Raw genomic sequence first — 16,889 nt, forward strand, 5'->3', positions numbered from 1 at the left:
CGAGCGTCACGTCCGGTACGGGGGCCGGTGAGACGTCGGCGGCACCGCCTGGGATCGGCACTCACGCGGAGGATGCCGATCCCAGGGTCGTGTCGGTGCGTTCACGGCCGCGCGACCCGGGTCCGAGCCTCGCCGGCCGGACGCTCGAGAGCCCGGAAACGTCTCAGAGCAGGGCGCCCTCGTCGTGGAGCCAGTCCACGAAGCCCAGGGCGACGACGGCGGCGCAGTCGACGAGCTCGGCGACGAGCGCGTCGTGGACGCCGGACAGCAGCGGCACCTGCATCTCCGCGTAGATCGGCAGCTGGCCCCGGTCCGTGGGGTCACCGATATACGCCTTGTAGAAGCGGCGCGTGTGGTTCCACTCGTTGACCACCCGGTAGGAACGGTCGGCCCAGTCCGGCGGGACGGTCGCGTGCGGCCGTGCCCGGATGACCAGGATCTCGTCCGACGGGCCCTCCAGCGCGAACAGCACCGCGTGGCGCTCCCACAGCGCGAGCAGGCTGCCGTCTCCATCGGTCAGGTATCGGATCTCAAGCTTCTCGAGGGCCTCGGCCACCCGTAGCAGCGTTACCGGCGCAATGCCGGCGCCGCCCTCCTGCGGCGTCTCGCTCGCTCCGTCTAGCGTCGGGGTTGCGTCTTCCCGCGGCAGCTGAGCGACGATCGAGTCGGCCTTCGACCCGTTCGACTGCTCGGCACGCCATGGCCACCTTGGCATCGTCCCGGCTCCCTGCTCCCCCGTGCGCCTCCACCCGCATGTGCGGTCCGTCGCCGATCGATTTCGCTCGGCGGTGGACCCGAAAGAGGACGGTACCCGTTCGGTCGAGTTTCAGCAGCCCCCAATTTCACCCTCGCCCCACCCGTTCGGGTGAGGGTCTTACAGCCGTCTATCCGATGAGCCTTGAACCATCTCCGCGATGCCAGGCAGAGCCATATGCGCAGGCCAGGGCCGTCCATGGACCCAAAATCCGAACATCGACCAAGTCTCCGGGGGCCCCTGCGGTGAACCCCATCCGGACGACCGCCTGGACGAGCCGCTGGGAGATGGGTACGCGCATATCACCCTCGGTCGTGACCGTGATCGGAACGTGATCCAGGAGGGCGTCGCGCAGCATCCGGGAGCCGACCGGGCGGCCGCCGATCCCCTCGGCGGCGGCCGCCCGCACGGTCCGCTCGGCCGCCTCGCCGATCCGGGCGACGTCGGCGGCGGGTATGCGCTCGACGACCTCGCCGGCGCCGGCGGGCAGCGACCAGTGCCAATCGGTGTCCCGCGATGCGGGAAGCTCGCCATCGACCGATGCGAGCAGGTCACGGGCCGAGAAGGTCCGGTCGCCGGGGACGGTGGCGGGCAGGGCGCGGCTGACGAGTACACCCCACGGAAGGCGGGACCACAGCGTGACCGCGCCCTCTCCCCCGGGCCGCAACCGGGCGACGGCGCCGGGGTCCAGGCGCACCACCCGGGAGAGGAACGCGACGGCGTCGGAGCGGCCGGATCCGGCTAGCCAAGCCATGGTGAGAGAAACTCGCGCTCGATGTCGCGGACCCGGCGAGGGCGGCCCGCGTCGAGGTCGTACGGCACGCAGACGGTGCGCGCCCGGGACGCGAGCTCGTCGCCGTCGAAGAGCTCGTACGCCACGATCAGTCGGGACGCCTTGATCTCTTCGATCCACAGCTCGATGCGCACCGGGTCGCCGTAGTCGACCGGCCGGAGGTAGTCGATCTCATGACGTGAGATCACGATGCCGTTCTCGAACGAGTCCAGGCCGGCGGACCGGGCGGCGGTGAACATCAGCGCAACGCGCGCCTCCTCGTAGAGCGTGAGGAAGCGCGCGTTGTTCACGTGGCCGTACGCGTCCATGTCGGACCAGCGCAGGGCGCAGTGGTAGACGAAGCGGGCCACTACTAGTCGCGGGTGAGCTTGCGGTAGGTGACGCTGTGCGGCCGCGCCGCGTCCGGGCCGAGCCGGTCGACCTTGTTCTTCTCGTACGCCTCGAAGTTGCCCTCGAACCAGAACCACTTGGCCGGGTTCTCGTCGTCGCCCTCCCACGCCAGGATGTGGGTGGCCACGCGGTCGAGGAACATCCGGTCGTGGGAGATGACCACGGCGCAGCCGGGGAACTCCAGCAGCGCGTTCTCCAGCGAGGACAGCGTCTCGACGTCGAGGTCGTTGGTCGGCTCGTCGAGCAGGATCACGTTGCCGCCGATCTTGAGCGTCAGCGCGAGGTTGAGCCGGTTGCGCTCGCCGCCGGAGAGCACCTTGGTCGGCTTCTGCTGGTCCGGGCCCTTGAAGCCGAACGCGGCGACGTAGGCGCGCGAGGGCATCTCGACCTTGCCGACCATCAGGTGGTCCAGGCCGTCGGATACGACCTCCCACACCGTCTTGTCCCCGTCGAGGCCGGAGCGGTTCTGGTCGACGTAGGACAGCTGCACGGTGTCGCCGACGCGGACCCCGCCGTCGTCCGCCTGCTCGAGCCCGACGATGGTCTTGAACAGCGTGGTCTTGCCCACACCGTTGGGGCCGATGATGCCGACGATGCCGTTGCGCGGCAGCGTGAACGAGAGGTCGTCGATGAGCAGGCCGCGCTCCTCGAAGCCCTTGCGCAGGTGGTTGGCCTCGATGACCACGTTGCCCAGGCGCGGGCCCGGCGGGATCTGGATCTCCTCGAAGTCCAGCTTGCGGGTCTTCTCGGCCTCGTTGGCCATCTCCTCGTAGCGGCCGAGGCGGGCCTTGGACTTGGTCTGGCGCGCCTTGGCGTTGGAGCGCACCCAGTCGAGCTCCTCGCTCAGGCGCCGCTGCAGCTTGGCGTCCTTGCGCCCCTGCACCGCCAGGCGCTGCGCCTTCTTCTCCAGGTAGGTGGAGTAGTTGCCCTGATAGCCGTGCACCTGGCCGCGGTCGACCTCGGCGATCCACTCCACGACGTGGTCGAGGAAGTAGCGATCGTGTGTGACGGCGAGCACGGCACCGGCGTACTTCTGCAGGTGCTGCTCGAGCCACTGCACACTCTCGGCGTCGAGGTGGTTGGTGGGCTCGTCGAGCAGCAGCAGGTCGGGCGCCTCGAGCAGCAGCTTGCACAGCGCGACACGGCGGCGCTCACCGCCGGAGAGCTGGGAGACCTCGGCGTCCGGCGGCGGGCAGCGCAGCGCGTCCATGGCCAGCGCCAGCTTGGAGTCGATGTCCCAGGCGTCGGCGTGGTCGAGCTCCTCCTGCAGCCGGCCCATCTCCTCCATGAGCTCTTCGGTGTAGTCGGTCGCCATCAGCTCGGCGACCTCGTTGAACCGGGCGAGCTTGGTCTTGGTGTCGGCGACGGCCTCCTCGATGTTGCCCAGGACCGTCTTGCTCTCGTTGAGCGGCGGCTCCTGCTGCAGCATGCCGACGGTGTAGCCGGGCATGAGCCGGGCCTCGCCGTTGCTGGGCCTGTCCAGCCCCGCCATGATCTTGAGAAGGCTCGACTTGCCGGCGCCGTTCGGGCCGACCACACCGATCTTCGCGCCGGGCAGGAACGACAGCGTGACGTTGTCGAGCACGACCTTGTCGCCGTGCGCCTTGCGCGCCTTCTCGAGCACGTAGATGTACTGAGCCACGGTGCGCCCCTACCTCCGGTAAACGTTCGTGCGTGTCGGGTCAATCTTTCCAGGCGCTCGGCGCGCCCCCAAATCCGCCCTGACTGAACGCCGCCGCCTCCGCTTCGCTCCGGCGCCGGCTGAGCGCTGTGTCTATTGGTGAGCGGCCCCTCCGCTGCGCTCCGGACCGCTCACGCCGGCGGATTTGCCTGTGTCGCGGTATCGGTGAAGTTCTGACCGCCGGTCACCTTGAGGCCGCCCGGCGTGACCGTGTACGTCGTACCGTCGTTCGTGACGGTCCAGGTGCGGTTGCCCTTGGCGAGCACGCCGGGGCGCAGCAGCCCGTTCTTGCCCTCCTCGGGAATCTCGCCGCCGTCGTAGAAGGCGTCGCGCTTGTCGTGGCCCTGGTACCACAGGCCCGAGCCGTCGGCCTCCTGGCAGATCCACACCTCGTGGTCGTGTGCGGTGCGGATGTACTGCACGAGCATCAGCGGTACCGCCGCCTTGGCGTCCTGGGTCTTGGCCGCCTGGCTGATGAAGTCCGGGCAGGGCTTCGGCGGGACGCTCGGCGGGCGGCGCGAGGCTGCGGCGGACGCCACCGTTGACGGTACCGCCGACGGACCGTCACCGGACGCTGACTTATTCTCATCAATATCGCGCCGGCCCAGCACATACCCGAACAGCGCACCGATGACCGTGAGGATGAGCAAGGAGAGCAGGACGACGGTGAAGGTCCGGCTCGACTCCTGCTCGGGAGCGGCCTCGTAGCGCGACATGCCAAGCAGGATCGCACCTGTGAGCCAGCACTCCGCATGGTGCCGGGGTGCTACCGGGATCAGTAGGCTGAAAGTACGAGGGTGGATCACCCAGGGGGAGGACTCGACACGTGGCTGGAAACAGTGCATTCGTGGTGGTCGCCAACCGGCTGCCTGTCGACAAGGTGGTCGGCCCGGACGGAGAGGTCAGCTACCGCAGGAGCCCCGGCGGGCTGGTGACCGCGCTCGAACCAGTGCTCCAGCAGCGCAACGGCACCTGGGTGGGCTGGCCCGGCGGTGCCGGCGACGCGGACACCCCCGAGGAGAACTTCGAGGCCGGCGGCGTGCAGCTGCACGCTGTGTCGCTGACCGCGGGCGAGATCGAGCGGTACTACGAGGGCTTCTCCAACTCGAGCCTCTGGCCGCTGTACCACGACGCCGTGGAGACGCCCGTCTTCAAGCGACGATGGTGGGAGTCCTACCGGCTGGTCAACGAGCGCTTCGCGAAGGCCGTCGCCGACGACGCCGCGCCGGGCGCCACGGTATGGGTGCAGGACTATCAGCTACAGCTGGTCCCGGCGCTGCTGCGCGAGACGCGACCCGATCTCAAGATCGGGTTTTTTCTGCACATTCCGTTCCCTCCGGTCGAGCTGTTCATGCAGCTACCCCGCCGCGCCGACATTCTCAAGGGCCTGCTCGGTGCCGATCTGGTCGGTTTCCAGCGGCCACTCGGCGCACAGAACTTCGTCCAACTGGCCCGACATCTGCTGGGCACGCGCGTGCGGCGCGGCATCGTCGAGTGGGAGGGGCGCACCGTGCGCGCCGAGGCCTTCCCGATCTCCATCGACGTCGAGGAGATGCGCCGCCTCGCCGGGTCGCCGGAAGTGCAGGCCAGAGCGGCCGCCATTCGCACCGAGCTGGGAGAGCCGCGCACCATCATCCTCGGCGTCGACCGGCTCGATTACACCAAGGGAATCGAAAGAAGGCTCAAGGCATTCAGGGAATTGCTGTCGGAAGGACGACTCACGGCGCCGGAGACGGTGATGGTACAAGTGGCTACGCCGAGCCGGGAGCGGGTGGAGCACTACCAGACGCTGCGGGTGAACGTTGAGCGCGAGGTCGGGCGGATCAATGGCGAGTACGGACGAGTTGGCCAACCTGCGGTGCACTATCTCCATCAGTCGTACAGTCGGGCTGAGCTGGCCGCGCTCTACGTCGCGGCCGACGTCATGATGGTGACTCCGCTGAGGGATGGCATGAACCTGGTGGCCAAGGAGTATGTCGGCGCGCGCGCCGACGGCGGAGGCGCCATCGTGCTGTCGGAGTTCGCCGGCGCAGCAGCCGAGCTGCGCCAGGCGTTCCTGTGCAACCCACACGACCTCGACGGGGTGAAAGACGCACTCATGCGCGCAATTCACGTCGACCCGGTCGAGGGGCGCAAGCGCATGCATGCTATGCATTCCCACCTGCGCGCGCACGATGTCCGCACCTGGGCGGACGCGTTCCTCGACGCACTCGGAGCGGCATCATGACCACCCGTCCCGGATTGTTGTTCCGACACCCTGAATGCACAAACGACCTCCATCGCTCCCACGAACAGGCCGCACATGAACCAGATCTCGGCGACAGGCAACGTCCTCTCGCTCGACCCGGACCTCCGCGCGGCGGTGCTACGCGTCGCCCGCGTGCCCAACCTCTTGGTGGCATGTGACTACGACGGCACCCTCGCGCCGATCGTCGCGGACCCCACCAAGGCGACACCGACCGCCGAGTCGGTAGCCGCCGTACGCGCGTTGTCTTCGCTGCCGCAGACAACGGTGGGCGTCATCAGTGGACGCGCCCTTCGCGACCTCGCCGCCCTGTCGCGCCTCCCCGCCGAGGTGCGCCTGGTCGGCAGCCACGGCTCCGAGTTCGACGTCGGATTCGTCGACGAGCTCCCGCCCGAGCGCCAGCAGCGCCGCGCCGAGCTGCAGGCCGCACTCAACGCCATCTGCAACAACCAGCCGGGCGTACGCCTGGAGGGCAAGCCCGCCAGCATCGCCGTGCACACCCGGGCCGCTCCGCGCGACGTGGCCCAGCGGGTCTTCGACGCGGTGCGCAGCGGTGCGGCGCTGTGGCCGGACATCGAGATGACCACCGGCAAGGAGGTCATCGAGCTGTCGGTGGTCCCGACGGACAAGGGCCTCGCCGTCGACGCCCTGCGCATGCAGGTCTCGGCCAGCGCCGTGGTCTACCTGGGCGACGACGCGACCGACGAGAAGGCGTTCGCCCACCTGCACGGGCCCGACCTGGGCATCAAGGTCGGATCCGGCGACGAGACGCAGGCCCGCTTCACCATCCTCGACAACGCCGAGGCCATCTCGGTGCTGGAGCTGCTGCTGTACACCCGGCGCCGCTGGCTCTTCGGCGAGCAGGCGGTGCCGATCGAGCGCCACTCGATGCTCTCCAACACCCACACCGTCGCCCTGCTCACCCCGGCCGCCCGGGTCACCTGGCTGTGCCACCCGAAGCCGGACTCCGGCGCGGTCTTCGCCGACCTGCTCGGGGACACCGCGGCGGGGCACTTCACGGTGCAGCCGGAGAAGGGCGGCATCCCGCTCGGGCAGCGGTACCGCCCGGGCACGATGACCGTCGAGACGCGCTGGTCGGGCCTCACCGTCACCGACTGGCTCGACCACCACCGCACCGGCAACGCGCTGATCCGCGTGCTGTCCGGCAGCTCACGGGCCCGCATCGACTTCGTGCCCCGCCCCGACTTCGGCCAGGTCCACATCCGGCTGCAGCCGATCGGCGGCGACGGCCTGCTGGTGCTGGGCTCCAACGAGCCGATCGCGCTGTACTCCCCCGGCATCGAGTGGGAGATCAGCTCCGACGGGCACAGCGACCTCGCCCGGGCAACGGTCGACCTCGGCGCCATGGGCGGCAGCGCGATGCTCGAGCTGCGGCTCGGCACCGACTCGATCGAGGCGCCGCGGGTGGCCCTCGCCGAGCGGCAGATCGCCGCCGAGGCCGCCTGGCGGGACTGGTCGGACTCGCTCAAGCTGCCCTCGGTCGCCCGGGACCTCGTGCGCCGCAGCGCGCTCACCCTGCGCGGCCTGTGGCACAAGCCGACCGGCGCGATCCTGGCCGCCGCGACCTCCTCAATGCCCGAGGAGATCGGCGGTTCGCGAAACTGGGATTATCGGTACTGCTGGCTGCGCGACGCCTCGCTGACCGCCAAGGCGCTCGTCGACCTCGGCTCGCTCGAGGAGGCGGAGTCGCTGGTGCGCTGGACGCTGCGCATCGCCGACAACACCGACGGCCACCCGGAGCGGCTCCACCCGCTCTACACCCTCGACGGCAGCGAGCTCGGCCCCGAAGCCGTGATCGAGGCGCTGCCCGGCTACGCCGGCTCCCGCCCGGTCCGCATCGGCAACGCCGCCAACGGCCAGGTGCAGCTCGACGTGTTCGGCCCGGTCGCCGACCTGATCTGCACCCTGGCCGACGTGCGCCCGCCGGAGGACGGCGACTTCGCGCTCATGAACGCGATGGTCGAGGCCGTCGAGCGCCGCTGGCACGAGCCGGACCACGGCATCTGGGAAGCCCGCCGGCGCCCGCGCCACTACGTGTACTCCAAGGTCATGTGCTGGATGACCGTGGATCGCGGCATCCAGCTCTTCGAGCGCCAGGGCCGCACGGTCCCCGAGGCCTGGTACACCCTGCGCAAGACCATCGCCGACAACGTGCTGGACAAGGGCTGGAACGCCAAGCTCGGCGCGTACACGGTCGCCTACGGCTACGAGGAGATGGACGCCTCGGTGCTGTGGATCGGCTTGTCCGGCCTGCTGCAGGACGACGACCCGCGCTTCCTGTCCACCGTCCTGGCGGTGGAGGCGGACCTGCGCGAGGGCCCGACGGTGTACCGCTACCGCTGGGACGACGGCCTCCCCGGCGTCGAGGGCGGCTTCCACCTCTGCACCACGTGGATGATCGAGGCCTACCTGCGCACCGGCCGCCGGGCGGATGCGGAGGAGCTGTTCGCGCAGTTCATCGAGTGCGCGGGCCCGACGGGCCTGATCCCGGAGGAGTACGACCCGATGACCGAGCGGGCGCTGGGCAACCACCCGCAGGCGTACTCGCACCTGGGCCTGATCCGCTGCGCCCTGGAGCTGGACCGCTCGTAACGCACGGTGGGTGCCCTCGCTCGGGGGCACCCACCGCCGCGTTGCTATTTCTGCAGATATGTCCGAACACTTCGTGTCCGGACATATCTGATTTTTCGCCTGACGGGTCTTATTCGGCCATGTTCAGGGCGTCGACCACCGGGCCGATCACGATGACCGCGGGCGGGCGCAGGCCCTCCTCCTTGGCCACGTCCGCGACCGTCGACAGCGTGGCCCGCACGACGCGCTGGTCGCGCGTCGTGCCCTCCTGGATCACCGCGACGAGCGTGTCCGGCGCCCGCCCGTGCGCCTGCAGCATCGCCGCGATCGCCGGGAGGTTCTTCAGGCCCATCAGCACGCAGACGGTGCCACGCAGGCGGGCCAGCGCCGCCCAGTCGACCAGCGACTCGGGGTGGTCCGGCGCCAGGTGGCCGGAGACGACGGTGAACTCGTGCGCGACACCGCGGTGGGTCACCGGGATGCCGGCCGCCGAGGGCACGGCGATCGCGCTGGTCACTCCGGGCACGACGGTCACGGGCACGCCGGCCTCGGCGCAGGCCAGGACCTCCTCGCCGCCGCGGCCGAAGACGTACGGGTCGCCGCCCTTGAGCCGCACCACGAAACGGCCGGCCTTGGCGCGGTCGACGAGGACGCGGTTGATCTCCTCCTGGGCCGCGGACGGGCCGTAGGGGATCTTCGAGGCGTCGAACAGCTCCACCTCGGGGCGCAGCTCGTCCAGCAGCAGGCCGGCCGCAAGGCGGTCGATCACCACGACGTCGGCGGCGGCCAGCAGGCGGCGGCCCCGCACGGTCAGCAGTTCGGGATCGCCGGGGCCGGAGCCGACGAGGGCGACCGTGCCGCGGCGCGCCTCCGCGCCCGCCTCGGCGCCCGGCGCGTCGAGGCCCCCGGTCACCAGCCGCTCCCCGATCGCGTCCCGGACCGCGACCGCGCGGACCGGGTCGCCGCCGGCGAGGACCGCGACGGTGACCGGGCCGTGCCGCGTCACCGCGGGCGTCCAGGCGGTCGCGGCGTGGCGGTCGTCGGCGCGGACGGTGAAGATCCGCCGGGCCGCCGTCGCCTCGCTGATCGCCCGGCCCGCCTCGGGGTCGTTGACGGCGACGTGGACCAGCCAGACGTCGTCGACGTCGGCGGGCTCGAAGCGGCGGGCCCGCCAGGTGAGGCGGCCCGCGTCCACGTGCGCCTGCAGCGCCGGGGTGATGTGCGGTGACACGAGCACGACGTCCGCGCCCGCGTCGAGGAGCGCGGGCACGCGCCGGGTGGCGACGGCGCCGCCGCCGACCACCAGCACGCGTAACCCGTCGAGCTGTAGGCCGAGGGGGTAGGGGTTCACTTGTGGGCTACTCCAGCAGAGTCGAAAGTGGCGACTTCGTGCAAGACGCGGACAGCACTGGCCACGATCGGCAGCGCCAGGACGGCGCCGGTGCCCTCGCCCAGGCGGAGGCCGAGGTCGACGAGCGGTTCGAGCTCAAGATAGCCGAGGGCGACGGTGGCGCCCGGCTCGGCCGACCGGTGCCCGGCGACCATCGCGCTCACCGAGAGCGGGGCGAGCGCGTGCGCGGCGAGCGCGGCCGAGGCGGCGATGACGCCGTCGAGCACCACGGGCACGCGCAGGGCGGCGGCCTTCAGGATGTACCCGGCCAGCGCCGCGTGCTCCAGCCCGCCGACCGCGGCGAGAACGTCGATCGGGTCGTCGGCGTGCAGCCCGACGACGGCGGAGGTGACCACGGCGACCTTGCGGGCGTGCGTCTCGCTGTCGATGCCGGTGCCGAGGCCGGTCACGGCGGCCGGGTCGGCGTGGGTGAACGCGGCGATCAGCGCCGCCGACGGCGTGGTGTTGGCGATGCCCATGTCGCCGGTGAGCAGCGCCCGCGCGCCGCCGGCGACGAGGTCTTCGGCGACCTGCATGCCGGCCTCGATCGCGCGCAGCGCCTCCTCGCGGGTCATCGCGGGCTCGACGCTCAGGTCGCGGGTGCCGGCGCGCACCTTGCGGTCCAGCAGGCCCTCGGCCGGGTCGAGGGTGGCCTTCACGCCCACGTCCACGACCGTCACCCGCACACCGGCCTGCCGCGCGAAGGCGTTGACGACGGCGCCGCCGGCGACGAAGTTCGCCACCATCTGCGCGGTGACCTCCTGCGGCCAGGGCGTGACGCCCTGCTCATGCACGCCGTGGTCGCCGGCGAAGATCGCGAGCGCGGCCGGCTCGGGGATCGGCGGCGGGCACGCGCCAGCCAGGCCGGCGAGGCGCACGGACAGCGCCTCGAGCGCCCCGAGCGAACCCATCGGCTTGGTGAGACGGGCCTGCAGGGCCCGGGCGGCCGCGACGGCCTCGTCATCCAGCGGCCGGATCGCGGCAATTGTCTCGTTCAGCATGTTGACCCTCCCAGAGTACGTTCGACAACACCGCGACGAAGGCGTCACTGGTGGCAGTGTCCCGCACGGCAATACGTAACCAGTCCCGGCCCAGTCCCGGGAAGGTTTCGCCACGTCGCACCGCGAATCCCCGCTCGCGCAGCGCGGCGCGCACCGTTTCGCCGCCCGGCACCCTGATCAGCACGAACGAGCTCGCCGGGCGCCCGGCGACGCTCACGCCGGCCCGCCGCAGCGCCGCGACGAGGTGTTCGCGGTCGCCGGCGAGCCCGGTGGCGATCTCACGCTCCGTGTCGACCGCGCGCGGCGAGGCGCACGCGATCGCGGCCGCCAGCGCCGGCGTGGAGACGCTCCACAGTGGAGCGTGCTCGCGCAGCCGCTCGATCAGCTCGGCGGACCCCAGAACGTACCCGATCCGCAGCCCCGCCAGCCCCCACGTCTTCGTCAGGCTGCGGATGACGAGCAGCCCCGGCAGGTCCCGGCGCCCGGACAGCGACTCCGGCTCGCCGGTCACGGTGTCGGCGAACGCCTCGTCGACGACGAGGACCCGGCCCTCGCGGGCCAGCGCGGCGACGTCCGCGGCGGGGTGCAGCACCGACGTCGGGTTGGTCGGGTTGCCCACCACGACCAGGTCGGCTTCGGGCGGAACGGCGGCCTCGTGCAGTACAAAACCATCTTCTGCGCGAAGGAGCACCCGATCCACCTCGTGGCCGGCGGTGATGAGCGCCGCCTCGGGCTCCGTGAACTGCGGGTGCACCACCGCCGCATGCCGCGGGCGCAACGCCGGGCCGAGCAGCGTGAACGCCTGTGCCGCGCCCGCGGTCAGCAGCACCTCCTCCGGCGGCCGGCCGTGCCGCCGCGCGATCGCGGCCGTGGCCTCGGCCGGGTCGGGGTAGTGCCCGAGGTGCGCAAGGGACGCCGCGATCGGCTCGGTCAGCCAGGACGGCGGGGCCTCCTGCCGCACGTTGACCGCGAGGTCGACGAGGCCGGGCGCGACCTCGGCATCGCCATGGAATCGCAGCATCAGGCGATCGTCGCGTACGCCGCGTCGATTTGTCCTAGCTCAAGAATGTGATCGCGCGCACGATGCGAGTGGCCGGCGGCTTCCTCGCGCTCCTGCGGACCGGGCTCATCGTGGGCCCGGCCCCCGCCGCGCTCACCGGCGCCGGCCGGGCTCGTTGGGCCGGTCGCTGCCCGCGCAGACCAGGCACGATGTCGGTCAACGCGCGCCTCGGCATCCCCGCGCCGTCAGCTCAACGGATGTCGGACGGCAGCAGCGACCAGCTCTCAAGGTCGACCCGCCCGCTGGCGAGCGAGCCGGCGTTGCGCAGCAGCCCTTCGTACGTGAACCCGGCCTTCTCCGCGACCCGCCGAGACGCCACGTTGCCGGGCGCGACGCGCAGCTCGACGCGCTGGAACCGGTGCTCGAGCAGCAGCGACAGCGCCAGCACGTCGACGGCCTCCGGCGCCACGCCGTAGCCGCGGGCGTCGGCGGCGACCGCGTACGCGATCTCGGTCGACCGCGTCAGCCAGTCCGTGTTCTTGGTCCACAGGCACCCGACGAGCCGCTCGTCCTCGCGCCGCACGATGCCGTAGTGGTCCCCGGCCCCGCTGTCGCGGCGCTCGACGGCGAGCTCGGTGCACCACGCGTAGCCGTCGAACTCCTCGAGCTCGTCCTGCGCCACCGGCAGCCACCGCCGCACGAGCCGGTCCGCGAAGATCTCGGCGACCCGCTTGTCATCGTCGGCGCACAGCGGCCGGACGGTGAGCCGCGGCGTCTCCACCAGCAGCGAGGGAAAGCGTCGCAGCGCCACCGACCAGCTCGACACTAGGCGGCCTCGCTCGAGCCACCGGTGGGCGGCTTCCCGCCCCCGTCGCCGCCCGGCCCGTCGGCGTCCCCGGCGCTCCCGGTGATGTCCATGAGGCGCCCGGTGAGGTCCTCGTCGCTCGGTGCGGCGGGCGGCGCGGACACCGCGCCCGGCACGGACGGATCGGTCGGCGATGCGGAAACCGGCGTAGAGGCCACGGAACCGGACACTACCGAACCGGGCGGCCCCGACACGGGAGCCGACACCGGCGCGGCCGAAATAGACGTACCCGCGACGGAAGACCCGGACGACGGCGGCGCCGAAACCGGCGGGGCGGACACCGGCGCCTGCTCGGCGACCTCGGCACCCGCCGGACCGTACGCCCCCGCGTCCTCCCCGGAGCGTGAGAGCTGCGAGTCGGCCGCCGGCATCGCCGTCACCCCGCCGGGCGCCGCCGACACGGGCGCGCTGGGCCGCGGCATCGGCGCCGACGACACGGGCATGGCCGCCGAGGTGGCCGGCGCGCTGTCGCCGTCGTTCAGGTCGGACACGACGGGCGGGGTGGATACCGGCTGCACGGCGTCGGGCGTCATCGGCACAACCCCAGACGATGGCAGGCCGGAGCCGGTCGCGGGCGCGATCCGCGCGGAAGGCACCCCAACGCTCGCCTCATCCGTCGCGGTGGGCGGGTTGGCACCGGCCGCCCCGCTGGTGGCGAGCCCGGGCAGCACCGTGGTCGCCTCGTCGCCGCCGTCCCGCGCCGCCGACCAAGGCCCCGAGGTCACGAGCCCGGCCGCGGGCAGCCCGGCCCCGGATCGAGCCGCTTTATCCGACAAGTCCGATTCGTCGGACCAATCGGCGACGTACGACGGTTTCGACTCGTCGTCCGGCGAACCACTCGATGCGGCATCGCCTACCGAGGAGGCGGCGGGCGCAAGGACCGGCTCTGCGCCGGCGCCGGCCGGAGCGGCGGAAACGGGAACCGCGGACACTGACGCCGCCGCAACGGACGCCGAGGACACGGGCGCGGCCGCGAGTGGCGTGGCGGCGGCGGGCGCGCCCGACACGGGCAGCGAGGACACCGGCGCCGACGAGGACTCCGCGGGCTGCGAGGACCCGGCCGGCTGCGCGGAGGACGACGGCGCAGCGGGCGCTACGACCGGAACCGGGGCCGACGAGACCGGCGCGGAGGATGCCGGAACCGACGATGCCGGCGCCGACGAAGAGGCCACCGATCCCGCGTGCAGCTGAGCGGCCGAGGTCGAGGTCCACGGCGTCGGCATGGCCGGGCCGAGTGCGGGCCCGAACGGAGACGACGCGCCCGGGGAGACCGGCGCGTTCGCCGGGACCGAGGAGGTGCCGATCGGGGGCGCGGACCCGACGACCGAAGCCGAACCGCTCGCGGCGGACGCCGAGCCGGCGGGGGCCGAGACCGGACCCGCCGGGGACGGGATCGAGCCGGCCGGGGCGGAGACCGAAGCGGCGGGCGGCGGTGCGGCGGCGATCGTGCCGGGGCCGCCCGGGCTGGCCAGGATCGAGCCCGGGATCGCGGTGCCGGGCAGGCGCGCCGGCTCCGGCGTGGTGTAGTCGGTGCCGTAGCCCGGGGTGCCGGCCGGTGCCGGTGCGCCGGTGACCGGGGCCGTCGTGAAGGTCATGAGCGGCACGGACGGGCGACCGTAGGGGCTCGGCGACGGCGTGCTCCAGGAGCCCGGCGCCGGGTTGGCGGTCGCGCCCGCGGCGGCGACGAAGCGCGACGCGATCGACGGGTGGCCGGCCCAGTGCAGGCCCAGGTAGGAGGCGTGGACGCCGCGCTGGACGAAGCCCTCGGCCGGGCCGCCGGCCCAGGTCCAGGCGGCCTGCAGCCCGGCGCGCGGCGCGATGCTCGTGCGGTGCATCTTGTGGCCGATGACCTGGGCGCCGACGGGCAGCAGGACCGAGGAGGAGCGGGCGGTGGCCTCGCGGTAGCCGAGCACCACCAGGTCGGTCTCGCGCGCCGAGGCGTCCACGACGCCGCACATCGGGCGGCCGTTGTAGTCGCGGCACAGCCACACCAGGCCGGTACCCTCGGCGGCGATCGGCTTGCCGGCCGCGGCGTGCGCGGCGACGGCGGAGCGGAGCCGGCCGTTGAAGGTGAGCTCCTCGGCGTAGGACTCCGGCAGGGCGGAGCCGATGACGAGGCCGTCGACGCCGGCCGGGAGGGCCTCGTCGCGCAGCGGGTCGAACGGCACGACCTCGGCGCCGGCAGCCGCGAGCAGCTCGGCGGTCTCCGGGTAGGCGAAGGCGACGCCCACGACCGGGCGGCGGCCGATGCGGGTGGCGGCCAGCGACGACAGGGCGACGTCGCTCGCGCCGGCCTCGGCGAGCTCGGCCTCGGCGCTCCACGGGTCGGAGGTCAGGCGGGGCGCGGAGCGGGCCAGCGCCATGGTGCGGTCGATGTCCACGGCGCCGGCGATGACCTCGCCCAGGCGGCGCACGGCCCGCACCGCGTCGATGTTGTGGTGCACGACCGGGGCGACACCGTGGTGGCGGGACGGCAGCGGGGCGCCCGCGTCGCCGGCGTCGGTGAGCGCGTGACGGCGTAGGGCGCCGAGGACCGGCACGCCGATGTCGTCGAGCGCCTCGCGCAGCAGCTGCTCGTGGCGGCTGGAAGCGACCCGGTTGAGGATCACGCCGCCGAGCCAGAGCAGCTCGTCGTAGGCGCGGAAGCCGTGCACGAGCGCGGCGACCGACTGGCCCATGGCGCCGACGTCGACGACCAGGATGACCGGGGCGCGCAGCAGCCCGGAGATCTGTGCGGTGGACTCGCTGTCGGTGCGCCCGGCGAGCCCGTCGAACAGGCCCATCGTGCCCTCGACGACGGCGATGTCCAGCGAGGCGGCGCCGTGGGCGAAGAGCGGCCCCATCCGCTTGGCCCCGACCATGCGCGGGTCGAGGTTGCGGCCCGGGCGGCCCGCGGCCAGGCCCAGGTAGGCGGCGTCGACGTGGTCCGGCCCGATCTTGAAGCCGGCGGCCCGGTAGCCGCGCGCCGACAGCGCCGCGAGCAGGCCGACCGAGATCGCCGTCTTACCGTGACCGGACGACGGCGCGCTGATCACCAGCCGCGGAATCGTGCTCATGTGCTCCTCCGGCGCTGAGGCATACGTGTGTCCCGGACGATACCGAACGGGCGCCACCCGAACCGTCCGGAAGAAGACGGGATACCGTGCATGGTTGTGTACCGGTTTCTCGCGACGCCCCGCTGGCTCGGCTATGCCGCGCTGACGGTGGCCGCGGCGACCGTCATGGTGCTGCTCGGCCTGTGGCAGCTCGACCGCTATCACCAGCGGGCGGAGATCAACGCCCGCATCGACGCCGGCACCTCGGCGACGCCCGTGCCCCTGACCTCGGTGGTCGACGCGCCCACCGGCGCCGCCGGCACGGTCGGGCCGCTGCCCGCCGAGCACACGGAGTGGACGCGGGTGACGGTGACTGGCCGCTACGACCCGGCGCACGAGATCCTGGTGCGCGGCCGCACCGTCGAGGGCGCGGTCGGCTTCGAGGTGCTCACGCCGCTGGTGCTGAGCGACGGCACCGCGGTGCTGGTCGACCGCGGCTGGGTGCGCCCGGCGTCGTCCGGGGCGCTGACCGCCCCCGACGTGCCACCGGCCCCGACCGGCAGCGTCACGGTGGCCGGCCGGCTGCGCCCGCCGGAGAGCCGGGGCGGCCGCCCGCAGGAGGTCAACGGCCACGCGGAGATCCGCCGGATCACGCCGTCGGCGATCGCAACCGCCGTGCCTTACGCGCTCTTCGACGCCTACGTGAGCTCCGACGAGCCCGCCGCGGGCCTCACCGCCGTCCCCGCAGAGAAGCAGAACGCCCTGCAGAACGCCGGCTACGTCCTGCAGTGGTGGCTCTTCGCCGCCATGACGCTCTACGGCTACGTCTACCTGGCCCGCCGGGAGGCCCGCGGCCCCGCCCCGGCGAACCTCCTGGACGAGGAGCCCGACGATCCCGAGCCCGCTCCAGCCCACACCACCGCATCGCGAACGGCCGGCACGCACCCGGACTAAGCAACAGCCACGACTGGTCGGGGGCCGGTCGCGGTGATGCCCGCCGGGCCGCCCGCCGCCGGCGGGTCTGCGGAGTCGTCAGTCGGCGGTCCAGGCCATTCTCAGCTCTCAGCCGAGAGCCGTGCGGGTGCCCAGCGGGCCGAACTAGCGACCGTGTGAGCAACCACCGCCGACCGACGACACCGCGTC

13 protein-coding genes are annotated in these 16,889 nt (G+C 72.5%); 3 read left to right on the top strand and 10 right to left on the bottom strand.

Features of this window, described 5'->3' with window-relative positions:
* Positions 1-163: 163 nt before the first annotated feature.
* From ABD901_RS53525 to ABD901_RS53545, 5 genes are all read right to left on the bottom strand, one after another.
* Positions 164-715: a type III secretion system chaperone family protein gene (locus tag ABD901_RS53525; protein ID WP_345142654.1), complete on the bottom strand. Its 552-nt coding sequence runs from the start codon at positions 713-715 to the stop codon at positions 164-166.
* 169 nt (positions 716-884) lie between these two features.
* A complete protein-coding gene (locus ABD901_RS53530) occupies positions 885-1,508 on the bottom strand; it encodes a DUF8185 domain-containing protein (RefSeq protein WP_345142657.1) in 624 nt (207 codons plus the stop codon).
* Positions 1,496-1,855, bottom strand: a complete 360-nt coding sequence (locus tag ABD901_RS53535) for an acyl-CoA thioesterase (RefSeq protein ID WP_345142733.1) — start codon at positions 1,853-1,855, stop codon at positions 1,496-1,498. The genes ABD901_RS53530 and ABD901_RS53535 overlap by 13 nt, the downstream gene beginning before the upstream one ends.
* A 44-nt stretch (positions 1,856-1,899) precedes the next feature.
* Positions 1,900-3,579, bottom strand: coding sequence for an energy-dependent translational throttle protein EttA (gene ettA / locus ABD901_RS53540; protein ID WP_345142659.1), 1,680 nt, complete (start codon positions 3,577-3,579; stop codon positions 1,900-1,902).
* Positions 3,580-3,749: 170 nt separating this feature from the next.
* Complete coding sequence (locus ABD901_RS53545) at positions 3,750-4,334, bottom strand: hypothetical protein (RefSeq protein ID WP_345142666.1); 585 nt, start codon at positions 4,332-4,334, stop codon at positions 3,750-3,752.
* 110 nt (positions 4,335-4,444) lie between these two features.
* Between ABD901_RS53545 and ABD901_RS53550 the strand changes: the two genes are divergently transcribed.
* Together ABD901_RS53550 and otsB are read left to right on the top strand one after the other, a co-directional pair.
* Positions 4,445-5,845, top strand: a complete 1,401-nt coding sequence (locus tag ABD901_RS53550; protein ID WP_345142669.1) for an alpha,alpha-trehalose-phosphate synthase (UDP-forming) — start codon at positions 4,445-4,447, stop codon at positions 5,843-5,845.
* 75 nt (positions 5,846-5,920) lie between these two features.
* A complete protein-coding gene (gene otsB, locus ABD901_RS53555; RefSeq protein ID WP_345142672.1) occupies positions 5,921-8,476 on the top strand; it encodes a trehalose-phosphatase in 2,556 nt (851 codons plus the stop codon).
* Between the two features lie 109 nt (positions 8,477-8,585).
* Here the strand turns inward: otsB and cobA are convergent, their stop codons facing one another.
* From cobA to ABD901_RS53580, 5 genes are all read right to left on the bottom strand, one after another.
* Positions 8,586-9,806 carry a uroporphyrinogen-III C-methyltransferase gene (cobA, locus tag ABD901_RS53560; RefSeq protein ID WP_345142676.1) on the bottom strand — a complete coding sequence of 407 codons (1,221 nt, stop codon included), beginning with the start codon at positions 9,804-9,806 and terminating at the stop codon, positions 8,586-8,588.
* A complete protein-coding gene (cobT, locus tag ABD901_RS53565) occupies positions 9,803-10,846 on the bottom strand; it encodes a nicotinate-nucleotide--dimethylbenzimidazole phosphoribosyltransferase (protein WP_345142679.1) in 1,044 nt (347 codons plus the stop codon). Before cobT ends, cobA begins: the two co-directional genes overlap by 4 nt.
* On the bottom strand, positions 10,806-11,867 hold the full coding sequence (gene cobC / locus ABD901_RS53570; protein WP_345142682.1) for an Rv2231c family histidinol phosphate aminotransferase CobC: 1,062 nt from the start codon (positions 11,865-11,867) through the stop codon (positions 10,806-10,808). The genes cobT and cobC overlap by 41 nt, the downstream gene beginning before the upstream one ends.
* Positions 11,868-12,096: 229 nt before the next feature.
* Positions 12,097-12,657, bottom strand: coding sequence for a GNAT family N-acetyltransferase (locus tag ABD901_RS53575; RefSeq protein WP_345142685.1), 561 nt, complete (start codon positions 12,655-12,657; stop codon positions 12,097-12,099).
* A gap of 14 nt (positions 12,658-12,671) precedes the next feature.
* Positions 12,672-15,767 (bottom strand): cobyrinic acid a,c-diamide synthase CobB, encoded by a 3,096-nt coding sequence (locus tag ABD901_RS53580; RefSeq protein ID WP_345142688.1) that lies wholly within the window; start codon positions 15,765-15,767, stop codon positions 12,672-12,674.
* Between the two features lie 90 nt (positions 15,768-15,857).
* On the opposite strand from ABD901_RS53580, the gene ABD901_RS53585 reads away from it, so the two are divergent.
* On the top strand, positions 15,858-16,700 hold the full coding sequence (locus tag ABD901_RS53585; RefSeq protein WP_380138149.1) for an SURF1 family cytochrome oxidase biogenesis protein: 843 nt from the start codon (positions 15,858-15,860) through the stop codon (positions 16,698-16,700).
* Positions 16,701-16,889: the final 189 nt, after the last annotated feature.

Source organism: Dactylosporangium darangshiense (assembly GCF_039537565.1).
GTDB lineage: Bacteria > Actinomycetota > Actinomycetes > Mycobacteriales > Micromonosporaceae > Dactylosporangium > Dactylosporangium darangshiense.